Below are 10,355 nucleotides of genomic sequence, written 5' to 3'. Positions count from 1 at the left end.
TAGCCAGGGCCTCCCGGCGGCACGGAGCCCGCGCCATTACCGACCCGGATCGTCTGCCGCCGGTTCAGCCAGGCGATGGTCATCGCTGCGCCCACGTTCATGCCCTTCGCCGGTCCGTTCCACTGCATGGTGAGCCGGAGGCCGGCACGTCGCCGGCGAAGTTCTCCCGCACATTGGGTGTTCCATCAAAGCAGCGCACGAACAGCTGCCCGCCATCGGCCCCGCCGACCAGCCAATGCGCCAGCGCGAACACCTTGGCTGAGGAGGCATCCACTACGAAGGCCATGCCGCGGCAGGGAGGTTCGGCATTGCCTCCAGCATGCACTACCGCGGCCCTTGGCAAGGGCACGCCGGGCGGCAGGATGGCGGCGATGCGCGGGCCCGCGATGGCGATGGCCATACCCTGCCGTTCGTCGGGCAGGCGCGCATCGGTCAGCAGGACGTCGGCGGCTGGCATGGCAGAAACTTCGACCGGGGAGATGCGGGGTGCAACTGAGGTCTGCACAGTAACCGTCATAGGCGGGCCGCCGATCGCGGGTCCCGGCCCCCCGGGGGGGGGCCTCGGCGGATCGGGTCTTCGACGAGACGGGGCGAACTGGCTCGGGAGCGCGCGAGCTTCGGCACGCGTCACCGCAAGACAAGGGCCGGCACCCCCCCCGTCGCGCCGCAGTTCGCAGAAGGCGCTTGGCTTTGCTCGCACGCAGAGCGAAGCGTGGGACACGCCCCGACCGGGTTCTGCCCGGCGGGGCGCCTGGTGGTAGGGCTCGATCCTCGGCGCCTGAAGCCGGAGACCACCACCATTATGCTGTCCGACACCCCGCTTCAGATCCCGCGCGAGGCTGCGCAGCACGAGGCGGGGCTTGCCCCGCTGCCGAAGATCCCGGCCGCCGCTCGCAACGCCGTGCTACGCAGCATGCTCAAGACTGAGCTGCTGGCGGAGCTGCCGGCGCTGCCGGACTATGTCGGGCGCGGCTGGCGCCAGGACGCGACTGGTGCCTGGATCGCGCTCCGCATCACCAACGTCGGCTTGACCGCCATTGGCGTGGAGCCCCTACAGGCGGGCCAGCGAGCCGTTGTGGCGCCCGCGGTCCCCGCCGTGGCGCAGTTGGGCGCCGAAAACCCCGGCAGCGCCGACGGCCCGCCTCAGGCCCACGAGGCCGCATCCTTGCCCCAGCACACGAGCCCGAGCCGTGCCACCCTGCGCATCGCCGCGGCCGCCGTGATCACCGCCTGGGAAGTCGCCGAGCCAGTCGATACTGCCCTGACCTCCCTGCGCGCGATCCTCGCCGGCCGGCCGGCCCGCGCATCACGAGCAGCCGACACCCCCGCAGGCCGCGCGAGGGCACCAAGCAGGCGGCGGTGCTGGCGCTTCTGCGCCGGCCCGAGGGCGCGACCGTCGCGCAGGTGGTCGAGGCCACCGGCTGGGCGCCGCACACCGTCCGCGGCTTCTTCGCCGGCCTCCGGACCCGGCACGGCATCGAGGTGACGGTACTGGAGCGGGTGCGCCAGGTTGGTCCGAACAACACCGGCGCGAAGGGCAGCTACAGCGTCTACCAGATCGCGGCGGTGACTGCCTGATGCGCGCCACGCAGCACGGCGTCTCGCGCCTGGCGGTCGGCCTGTACCGGGTCTCCACCACCGAGCAGGGCAGAGCGGCCTGAGCCTGGAGGCGCAGCAGGCCAGCGTGCGCGCCTTCGTGGCAGGGCAGGGCTGGACTCTGGTGGCCGAGTTCTCCGACATCGCCAGCGGCAAGGACGACCGCCGGTCAGGCTTCCAGGCGGCGCTGGCGCGGTGCCGGCAGCTGGGGGCAGTGCTCGTGGCGGCGCGGCTGGACCGTATCACCCGCCGTGCCCACACGTTGTCGCAACTACTGGAGGATGGGTACTCGATCCGTGCGGCCGACATGCCGGGGGCGGACAAGTTGATGCTGCGGATCTACGCGGCCATGGCGCAGAAGGAGCGGGAGCTAATCTCGGAGCCCGGGCGGCGCTTGCGGCCGCCAAGGCACGTGGGTCGATGCTGGGCGGCGACCGGGGCTACCGGCCTGCGGTAGGCCCCGACAGCAGCGCCGCGGCCTTGGCGCGCCGCAAGGTGGCCGAGCAGGCGGCATACAGGCTGCACCTGGAGGTGAAGCGGCTCCGCGGCGAGGGCGTGCTTGGCCAGGCAGCGCTAGCTCGGACGCTCAACGAGAGGGGCGTACCGACACCCCGCGGCCAAGGTGTCTGGACCCACACCACGGTCGCCCGCGTACTTGCGCGCAGCCGCTGAAGCTGTAGCCAGTCTCTTGTCAGCAGCTTGCCACAGCACGGACCATATTGGTGACCTCACGCTACGGCCTCACGATCCGCACAGCCACGGCCGCCGACGCCCCTGACATCGCGACGCTGCTGGCTGAGGCCGGACACCTCGTCGACACGTTGGAACTGGCGGAGAGACTGGTCGCCTTGCGAGAGGCATCCGGTGCGGTTCTGCTGGCCGTGCGATGGGGGCCGCCGAGCGGCGTGGTGGTGATGCATTGGTATCCGACGCTCCGTGCGCCTCGTCCGACAGCGCAGATCACAACACTGCTGGTCAACGCCGATGACCGGCGCCAGGGCATTGGCCGCATTCTGGTCAAGGCGGCCGCTCAGGCTGCGCGCGTGGCGGGCTGCGGCGACCTGGAAATCTTGGTCCCGCCAAACACGTTGTCGCTCGATGCGTTTTGCCGAGCGACTGGCTTTGCAGAGGCAGGCCAGAGGTTTGTGCGGTCGCTCCGCAAGCAGGGGTAGCGTGCTGCGCTGGTGCAGGCCAAAGTTGCGGGTCGCTGCCCGTGAGCGGGACAAGCCCGCCTTGATCAAGAGGCCAACGGCCTGTCTGGGCGGAACCGAGGGACGGCTACGAGAGCGGCGGGCGCCGCGCGATCGGGCCCGACAAGCAGCACATGGGATCGTCATGGCGAAGGCTCGCAAGCTGAAGGTGTTCCAGGCCCACTTCGGCTTCTACGACACCATCGTGGCAGCGCCGAGCCAGGCCGCGGCGATGCAAGCGTGGGGTGTCCATCGGAACGTCTTCGACGACGGGCGGGCAAAGCTCACGACCGAAGAGGCGGCCGTTGCGGCGGCGAATGCGCATCCGGGGACGGTTCTAAAGCGGCCTGTCGGCTCCGACGGGCCCTTCGAGGTCGAGCCGACATCGCTTCCCGAACTGCCCGATGTGCCGCATGGGAAGGCAACCCGGCGGACCGGGAAGCCAGCAGCGACCAAGGCACCACCTCCGCCGCCATCCGACCGTTCGATGTTGAGCAAAGCCGAGGCAGCGCTGCGTGCTGTCGATGAGCGGCGAAAGGCCGAGGAGGCGGAGCTCGATGAACGCCAGGCGGCCCTGGACGCAGAAATGGCTGCAGCCGAGGAGACCTACGTCGAGGCGCGTCGGCTTGCTCAGGCCAGAGTAGCCACGGCGCTGAAGGCTTACCGCGAGGCGGGTGGTCGCGACTGAGGCGAGGCTGCGACGCTCGTCTCATTGTGGGCCTTGTCGGTTGGGCTGAGACCGTCAGCGTTTGCGGGCCTGGCGCGGCCGCCTCCCTTCGGGGCGCAGCACGACCCAAGTCGGCGCGTGGTCGCTCGCCCCCTCTCGGCCTCGGACGTCGCGGTCTACACCCGCGGCCTTCAGCCGGTTACCGAGCGACGGGCTGAGCAGGATGTGGTCAATCCGCAGACCGGCGTCGCGCGCCCAGCGATCGCGCTTATAGTCCCAGAATGTATAGACGGACCCGGTCGGGTACACTGTGCGGATCGCATCGGTCCAGCCCTGCGCAAGCAACCTGGCAAAAGCTGCTTGGCTCTCGGGCTGCAACAGCGCGTCCTTGGCCCAGGACCTCGACGGATAGATGTCTGCATCCGTAGGCACGACATTGTAATCGCCGGCGAGCGCAATCGGGATGCCGGCCTGCTGCAAGGTAGCGGCATGGTCGATCAGCCGCTCGAGCCACGCCAGCTTGTAGACGAACTTCGGGCCAGGCTGAGGGTTGCCGTTTGGTGCGTAGAGGCAGCCGATCAGAACGCCATCGACGGCTGCCTCGATGTACCGGCTCTGCAAATCGCCCGGATCGCCAGGTAGGCCGCGGCGGGTCACCACGGGTGCGACTCCACGGGCGAGGATCGCCACGCCGTTCCAGGTGGGCTGACCAATCCAGGCCGCGTGGTAGCCTGCCGCCCCGATTGCTTCAGCCGGAAAGGCATTTTGCGCCGCCTTCAGCTCTTGCAGACAGACGACGTCGGGTCGAGCCTCCTGCAGCCAGTCAAGCAGGTTCGGCAGGCGCTTGTTCACGTTGTTGATGTTGAAGGTGGCAATCTTCACGTGATCAGTTCTCGGCTCATCCGGTGCGTGGTCGGCTGTCCCGGGGCCAACGCACAATGATCGCCGGAGGTGCCATGAAGATCCAGGTCGACAACGCGCACAGCGTGTCTGCACTGCTGACGGCGCCGCCGCAGCCTGTGGCTTGCCTTGTCCTGGCCCACGGGGCAGGCGCGGGCATGATCCACCCGTTCATGGCTGCAGTGGCCGAGGGGCTGCTTGCCCGGCGGATCGCCACCTTGCGCTTCCAGTTTCCCTCGATGGAAGCAGGCAGCAAGCGGCCAGATCGTCCGCTGCTCGCGCATGCAACCGTCCGGGCGGCGGTCCCTGCGGCGCGGGCGCGGCTGCCCAAGGTTCCGCTCTTCGCCGGGGGCAAGTCCTTTGGGGGACGCATGACGTCGCAGGCACAGGCGGAGGCACCACTGCCTGATGTCCTGGGGCTGGTCTTCCTGGGCTTCCCGCTACATCCGACGGGCAAGCCGAGCGCCGATCGAGCAGATCATCTCGCGCGGATCAGCGTGCCAATGCTGTTTCTCCAGGGGACGCGCGACCTGCTCGCCGACATGACGCACCTGCGGCCTGCGGTCGCGAAGCTGGGAGACCGGGCGACGCTGGTCGTGTCGGAGCAGGCTGACCACTCCTTTCATGTCCCGGTCAGGTCCGGTCGAACGGACGCGGAGATCCTCCATGAGATGCTCGACCATGTTGCTGCGTGGATGCGATCCGTCCTCGCAGGAACGTAGCGAGCGCCCGTCCCTCCTTATTCAGCACCAAGTATCTCTCAGTAGGGCGGCGCGCGATGAACGCGCTGCCGGCGTACCGCCTCGGCCCACCATTCCAAATCCTCGGCAAAGCGGGGGAACGCCCGCATGAGCGCCGCGCCGCCCTCACCGGTAGGTGTTCCTGCCTCATCGAGCGATGCGCCGATCGTCCCGACCAGGAGCGTGCTCGAGATGACAACCATACCCATCTCCGGGAGGGTGCCGTGCCAGACAAGGTTAGACCGAGCCCCGCCCAGTCGGCCGGCGGAGTAGCTGGCGATGGCCGCGGGCCGCCAAAACCACTCCTCAAGGAAGTGATCCGTGAGGTTTTTCAGCCCCGGCTGAACGCCCCAATTGTACTCGCCGGCGACAAAGACGTAGCCATCGGCACCTCTGATTTTCGTCGCCAGGGTTTCAAGCGCCTCCGGTGCCGTCCCGGGCGGATGCTCCTTGTACATTCGGTCCAGCATCGGAAGCCCGACCGCCTGGGCATCGATCAATTCGGCCTCAGCTCCACGCGCTGCAAATGCCTCGACCAAGAAGCGAGCGAGCCGAATGCCAGTGCGGTCGGAGCGATAGGATCCGTAAAGAACAAGAAGCTTAAAGGCCATGGTGTCTCCCGCTTCAAATAATGGTGATTCCTAAGCTGTTAATGCACCCAGATGGTTGCGGAACTGCGTCCGCCGGAAGCCTTGAGCGCGACCGCTGGCCCACCTCCTGCACAGGGCTGCACGATAACCCTGAGGCCCACCCCAAAAGAAGAAAAAGGTTTTGCCAGAACCCTCGACGCGAGCCATGTCCGCCCCTGTTCACCACCGATCAATGGTCGTTGGTCGGTGTTGAACATGCGCCGTCAGTCGCGCTCGCGACCGTCGAGCTGCGGCAGGCCGGAGATCGGCTGGTCGAAATCCGGCTCAATGATCGGCCGCGGTGGCCCTGGCTCCTTCGGATCCACGATGTGGAACAGGACCTCGATCGACTTGTCCGCCGGATCGCCGGAGGCACCGCCCGAGCCATCGTGCTTCTCGCGCCAGCCGGCGCGCGCCTTCATCCAGAAGATCGCCGCCGCGACCGAGCCGCCATCCGTCGCCATCCGGAACAGGCTCTGCGCCACCTTCGTCGCCGCCTCGACCGAGCCGCGGTCGAGTTCCTGCCGGAAGTGCTTGCGCAGCTTTTTCTTGTCGATGTCCAGGAAGGTGGCGAGGTCGTCCTGGGGGATGCCGAGACCGGACATGGCGCGCACGGTGCGCCGCTGCTCGTCGGTCGGCACGTAGGTCACGCCCTGCATGGCACAGCCTCCTCGACGCCACGTGCCGTGGTGACCTCGGCAAAGGACCCGCCATCGGCCTCCAGCACCGCCTGCTGCCCTGTGAAGGCCTGCCAGCGCAGCACCGCCACATCGACATAGGCCGGCGACAGCTCCACCGCGTGGCAGGCGCGGCCGGACAGGCAGTCGCGCATTCGATGATATCGCGCACCGTGACGTCACAGGTGCCGAGGTGCTCGTGCCATTAGCTGAGCAGGGCGGTGATGGCATCGAGCCGCGGGTCCTGCGCCCTGACCACATCAAGGGTGGCCACGGGATCGGCTTGGTCCAGCCAGAGCAGCGCGCCCCGCACCCAATCCGACCATGCCTCGAACGATCCGAGTGGGGGAGGCGACCCCCAGCAACTCCGAGAGCTAACGTGAACCCACTCAACTGTGGAGTGCGCCCCTGGGGTGGACGGTTTCAGGCTGCTGTTTTGACCGTCTGGCGGGCGTGTTGATGCTCGAACTGGGCGGGGCTGAGATAGCCCAAGGCGGAATGTAATCGCCTTTCGTTGTACACCTCGTCGATGAAGCGCGGCAGCTCGGCGGTGACGTCCTCGAACGTCTCGTAGGCCGCGAGGTAGACGGCCTCGACCTTGAGCGTCTTCATGAAGCTCTCGGCCTTGGCGTTGTCGTAGGGATTGCCCCCGCGGCTCATCGAGCCCGCCAGGCCGTGGGCGGTCAGCAACGCGGGTACATCTCCGATGCATATTGCGATCCGCGGTCGGAATGATGATGCAGCCCTGGGGCGGGCTGCGGCCTCGGATCGCCGCCTTGAGCGCGGCGACGGCGATGCGGGCATCCATCGACCGGCTGATCGCGTAGCCCACGACCTTGCGCGACCAGGCGTCGAGGATGGCAGCCAGGTAGACGAAGCCGCCCGGGATGGCGACGTAGGTCAGGTCGGCGACCCACAGCTGGTTCGGGCGCTCGGGCACGACATCCTTGGCCAGGTCCGGGAAGATCGGCCCAGCGTGGTCGCTGTCGGTCGTCACGACATGACGCCGCCGTCGCTTCGGCTGAAGATCGTGTTCGCGCACCAGGCGCCGCAGCTTCTTGCCATTCACCACGATGCCCTGGTGAGGCAGGGCGGCGCCCACGCGACGGTAGCCGTAGCACTCGAACTCGTCACAGATCGCGCCGATCCGGCCGAGGACCTCGCCCGCGTCCAGCGTGTGGGCGCAGGATCATAGAAGGTGGAGCGCGAGAGGCCCATCAGCGCGCACCCTCGGCTGACGGAGAGACCACGGGGCCGGTGACGACGGAGGTGCTCGCGCTTCTCGGCCGGGGAGCATGCTTCAAAGCCCCCTTTAGCAACTCGATCTCCAGCGCCTGCCGCCCGACCATCCGCTCGAGCGCCGCGATCTTGGCCTCGAATTCCTGCAGCAGGTCGGCCGCCTGCACGTCGCCATCGAGCGCGCCCGCCTCGAACTCGCCGACCCAGATCCGGATCAGCTGCCGCGAGATGTCATGCCGCTGCGCCAGGGCCTGCAGTGTCTCCCCGGCAATGAACTCCTCGGCAACCTGCCGCTTGAACGCCGCGCTGTGCGACCGATGCTTCGTCATGACTTCCATCCTCTGGAAGCCCGGCCAGGAGGGTCAATTCAAATCGCCCAGACTGTCCACCCCCAGGGGCGCACCCCTCCATGGGGGCCTTTTTCTCCACGCCGGTACACAAGCTTCATACCCCAGCGCTCTGCGCTGACCGCAAGGAGCTTCACCCCGATGCAATTTTACACCGGCGCAGCCAGACAATCCGGCCGCTTCATCGAGGGATTTTGTCTCCGGCGCTTACTCTGGTTCGATCCGCATCGTCCACGGCGCCACCGGCACGGCCGTCCAACACGGCGCCTGCCATGGCGGTGGGCCGGAGATGGTGGCGCTGGTCGTCGGCCAGCCGGCGCTCCGGGCCCGCGACTTCATCCTGTCATGCCGTGCCGCGTTGCCCCTCTGTTTTCCAACAGGCCTCGATCGGCGGCCACCGCAATGGCGGTGGCGACCGATTGCAGGCTGCGGATGGTCTGGTCCAGCGTCTCCAGCAGTTCAGGAGCGTGCTGGGCCAGGCGGTGCGACATGGCGGGCGCATCCGTGCCTGCCACCATGCCCTCCGTGCCGCGCAGCAGGGCTTCTACATCGTTGCCGATGCCATCGAGGCGCAACAGCGTCGCGACGATGGCTGGTTCCTCCTTCGTGGCCAGGCTACCGAGGATGGAGGAGGCGATGCTCCGGGCCAGCGGCGTAGCGGGCGCCGGTTCCACGACCGGTTCGGGCGCCCCCGCGCGCAACGGCGCAAGCAACGCCGCGGGCTCGGGCTCGGTGGGTTGCCTGGCCACCTTCTCCAGCGCCTGCGCCGCGCTGGCCAGCCGGTCCGCGGCGCGGGCCGGGGCTTCGCTGGCGCGTTCCAGCGCCGCGCAGGTCTGCGGCAGTTGTCCGGCCAGGTGGGCCAGTGCCTCCGTCGCCGGGCGCAGGCGCTGGCCCACATCATCCAGCGCACCGGTGGAGACCGCCAGCCCCTGCATCGCCGCCTCCAGCAAGGGCTGAGCGGCGTCAAGCGTTCGCAGATGCGCCTCCGCAGACCTGCCCAGCGTCTCCAGCCGGGTCGCTTCCTGGTGCAGGGCGGCCGTGGCCGCGCCGATACCGGCCGTGGCGATCTGCGCCTGGGATTCGAGCGCCGGTGCCATCAGGCCGAGGCTCGATGCCTCCTGCCGCAGGGCTTCCGTTGCCTCGTCGATGCGAACCGCGCTCTCGGCCAGCCGGGTATCGAGGCTGGGGAGGCTGTCGCCGATCCGGTCAGCCTGCAGGCCGAGCGCGGCCGTTGCCACCCCTATCTGCGCCGCCATCTGCGTCGTCACCGCCTCGCCTGCCGCGGCAAGCTGTGCGGCAGTGGCGTCCAGCCGCGCGATTCCGGCCCGAAGACTGTCCGCGGCCGCGGTATCGGGCGCCGCCTCGGCCTGCATGCGCATGGTGGCGGCGGCGGTACCGATCGCCTCGGCCTGCGCGGCCAGGCTGGACAGGTCGGCCAGCAATGTCGTGCTGGCCTGCTCCAGCGGCCGGGCCAGCGCTTCCAGCCGCGCCAGCAGCGGCGGCATGGCGGCATCGAGGCGGGATTCCAGCGTGGCGGCCACCTGGTCCAGCCGCTGCGGCAGGATCTCGCCCAGGCCCACCATGGCCGTGCCGGCGCGTTCCAGCCGTTGCGCCACGCCGGCCAGGCGCGTTGTCGTCGCCTGATCCTCGGCCGGGTGCGGCGCCAGGCGGGCAGCCAGCCGCGCTTCGGCCGCATTGATCGAGGCATCGAGCGGCGCTGCCAGCGCCACCGTCACTTCCTGCGGCAGCCGGTCCAGCCGCGCGGCCATGCCTTCCGGGAAAACTGACAGCGCCCGTTCGGCGCGGGCGGACATCTGCTCGATCCGGTGCGCCTGGGCATCAGCCAATCCCGGCAGCAGCGCCAGGGCGCGGGCGGCGATGGCGCTGCTTTCGGCGCTTTCCTCCAGCCGGGAGGTGGCGGTGGCCGCGGCTTCCGCCATGCGGCCGCCGGCTTCCCCCGCACGCGACAAGGTGCGGGTGACCTCGGCGCCATCACGCTTCAGCCGCAGCATTTCCGCGGTCAGCGTTCGTAGCAGCGCCGCGATGGCTTCGGTGGAGCCGTCCGGCATCGGCGGGGCGGGCAGGGGCTGCGGTGGCGCGCGGTTGCGGCGCCACAGCCCGGCAAGCCCGGCCAATCCTGCCGCCAGGCCCAGGCCGGCGGCAGCCAGCGGCGCCCAGCCCGCCGCCGCACCGCCTTCCTGCGCCACGCCCAGCATGCCGGCGCCCAGCGCCAGCAGGCAGGCGGCCGCTAGCCCCTCCGGCCCCAGCCGGCCCGACTCCAGCTTCGACGCCGGCTTCGGCGCCAGGCTTGGCGCCCTTGGCGCGGTCTTCATTGTCATCGCTTCATCGCGCCCGAAGGCGTCCCGGCAG

General features: G+C 69.1%; 13 protein-coding genes and 1 pseudogene. 5 read left to right on the top strand and 9 right to left on the bottom strand.

Annotated elements, in window-relative coordinates:
- Positions 1–97 precede the first annotated feature (97 nt).
- Positions 98–457, bottom strand: coding sequence for a hypothetical protein (locus tag ACFHPP_RS10425; RefSeq protein WP_437163198.1), 360 nt, complete (start codon positions 455–457; stop codon positions 98–100).
- Between the two features lie 515 nt (positions 458–972).
- Here ACFHPP_RS10425 and ACFHPP_RS10420 point away from each other — a divergent pair.
- The 4 genes from ACFHPP_RS10420 (at position 973) to ACFHPP_RS10405 (ending at position 3,474) form a co-directional block, all read left to right on the top strand.
- Positions 973–1,578 (top strand): DUF3489 domain-containing protein, encoded by a 606-nt coding sequence (locus ACFHPP_RS10420; RefSeq protein WP_437163238.1) that lies wholly within the window; start codon positions 973–975, stop codon positions 1,576–1,578.
- Complete coding sequence (locus ACFHPP_RS10415) at positions 1,571–2,053, top strand: recombinase family protein (protein WP_437163237.1); 483 nt, start codon at positions 1,571–1,573, stop codon at positions 2,051–2,053. Before ACFHPP_RS10420 ends, ACFHPP_RS10415 begins: the two co-directional genes overlap by 8 nt.
- Positions 2,054–2,318: 265 nt before the next feature.
- Positions 2,319–2,768, top strand: a complete 450-nt coding sequence (locus ACFHPP_RS10410; RefSeq protein ID WP_437163197.1) for an N-acetyltransferase family protein — start codon at positions 2,319–2,321, stop codon at positions 2,766–2,768.
- Between the two features lie 163 nt (positions 2,769–2,931).
- Positions 2,932–3,474 carry a hypothetical protein gene (locus ACFHPP_RS10405; RefSeq protein WP_437163196.1) on the top strand — a complete coding sequence of 181 codons (543 nt, stop codon included), beginning with the start codon at positions 2,932–2,934 and terminating at the stop codon, positions 3,472–3,474.
- Positions 3,475–3,528: 54 nt separating this feature from the next.
- Here the strand turns inward: ACFHPP_RS10405 and ACFHPP_RS10400 are convergent, their stop codons facing one another.
- On the bottom strand, positions 3,529–4,335 hold the full coding sequence (locus tag ACFHPP_RS10400) for an exodeoxyribonuclease III (RefSeq protein WP_437163195.1): 807 nt from the start codon (positions 4,333–4,335) through the stop codon (positions 3,529–3,531).
- 74 nt (positions 4,336–4,409) lie between these two features.
- On the opposite strand from ACFHPP_RS10400, the gene ACFHPP_RS10395 reads away from it, so the two are divergent.
- Positions 4,410–5,075: an alpha/beta hydrolase family protein gene (locus ACFHPP_RS10395; protein WP_437163194.1), complete on the top strand. Its 666-nt coding sequence runs from the start codon at positions 4,410–4,412 to the stop codon at positions 5,073–5,075.
- A gap of 38 nt (positions 5,076–5,113) precedes the next feature.
- Here the strand turns inward: ACFHPP_RS10395 and ACFHPP_RS10390 are convergent, their stop codons facing one another.
- From ACFHPP_RS10390 to ACFHPP_RS10360, 7 genes and pseudogenes are all read right to left on the bottom strand, one after another.
- Entirely contained in the window at positions 5,114–5,704 is a 591-nt protein-coding gene (locus tag ACFHPP_RS10390) for an NADPH-dependent FMN reductase (protein ID WP_437163193.1), read from the bottom strand.
- 242 nt (positions 5,705–5,946) lie between these two features.
- Positions 5,947–6,381, bottom strand: a complete 435-nt coding sequence (locus ACFHPP_RS10385) for a hypothetical protein (RefSeq protein ID WP_437163192.1) — start codon at positions 6,379–6,381, stop codon at positions 5,947–5,949.
- Positions 6,369–6,554, bottom strand: a complete 186-nt coding sequence (locus ACFHPP_RS10380) for a hypothetical protein (protein ID WP_437163191.1) — start codon at positions 6,552–6,554, stop codon at positions 6,369–6,371. The genes ACFHPP_RS10385 and ACFHPP_RS10380 overlap by 13 nt, the downstream gene beginning before the upstream one ends.
- Positions 6,555–6,822: 268 nt before the next feature.
- Positions 6,823–7,089, bottom strand: a complete 267-nt coding sequence (locus ACFHPP_RS10375; RefSeq protein WP_437163190.1) for a transposase — start codon at positions 7,087–7,089, stop codon at positions 6,823–6,825.
- 67 nt (positions 7,090–7,156) lie between these two features.
- A pseudogene (locus ACFHPP_RS10370) lies at positions 7,157–7,546 on the bottom strand (transposase); the annotation flags it as partial.
- A gap of 70 nt (positions 7,547–7,616) precedes the next feature.
- On the bottom strand, positions 7,617–7,976 hold the full coding sequence (locus tag ACFHPP_RS10365) for a transposase (RefSeq protein ID WP_437163189.1): 360 nt from the start codon (positions 7,974–7,976) through the stop codon (positions 7,617–7,619).
- Positions 7,977–8,320: 344 nt separating this feature from the next.
- The gene (locus tag ACFHPP_RS10360; RefSeq protein WP_437163188.1) at positions 8,321–10,324 is read right to left on the bottom strand and encodes a hypothetical protein; all 2,004 of its coding nucleotides are present in this window, start codon (positions 10,322–10,324) and stop codon (positions 8,321–8,323) included.
- Positions 10,325–10,355 lie beyond the last annotated feature (31 nt).

The sequence above is a fragment of the Falsiroseomonas sp. E2-1-a20 genome (genome assembly GCF_051433195.1).
Classification (GTDB): domain Bacteria; phylum Pseudomonadota; class Alphaproteobacteria; order Acetobacterales; family Acetobacteraceae; genus Falsiroseomonas.
The sequence above is the reverse complement of the archived record's forward strand: the minus strand, read 5'-3'. Positions and strand labels throughout refer to the sequence as shown.

Bases quoted from the DNA above. Each gene is read 5' to 3' on its own strand.
- ACFHPP_RS10380 (WP_437163191.1), bottom strand. From the start codon at position 6,554: ATGCGCGACTGCCTGTCCGGCCGCGCCTGCCACGCGGTGGAGCTGTCG.
- ACFHPP_RS10395 (WP_437163194.1), top strand. From the start codon at position 4,410: ATGAAGATCCAGGTCGACAACGCGCACAGCGTGTCTGCACTGCTGACG.
- ACFHPP_RS10365 (WP_437163189.1), bottom strand. From the start codon at position 7,976: ATGGAAGTCATGACGAAGCATCGGTCGCACAGCGCGGCGTTCAAGCGG.
- ACFHPP_RS10385 (WP_437163192.1), bottom strand. From the start codon at position 6,381: ATGCAGGGCGTGACCTACGTGCCGACCGACGAGCAGCGGCGCACCGTG.
- ACFHPP_RS10425 (WP_437163198.1), bottom strand. From the start codon at position 457: ATGCCAGCCGCCGACGTCCTGCTGACCGATGCGCGCCTGCCCGACGAA.
- ACFHPP_RS10405 (WP_437163196.1), top strand. From the start codon at position 2,932: ATGGCGAAGGCTCGCAAGCTGAAGGTGTTCCAGGCCCACTTCGGCTTC.
- ACFHPP_RS10360 (WP_437163188.1), bottom strand. From the start codon at position 10,324: ATGACAATGAAGACCGCGCCAAGGGCGCCAAGCCTGGCGCCGAAGCCG.
- ACFHPP_RS10390 (WP_437163193.1), bottom strand. From the start codon at position 5,704: ATGGCCTTTAAGCTTCTTGTTCTTTACGGATCCTATCGCTCCGACCGC.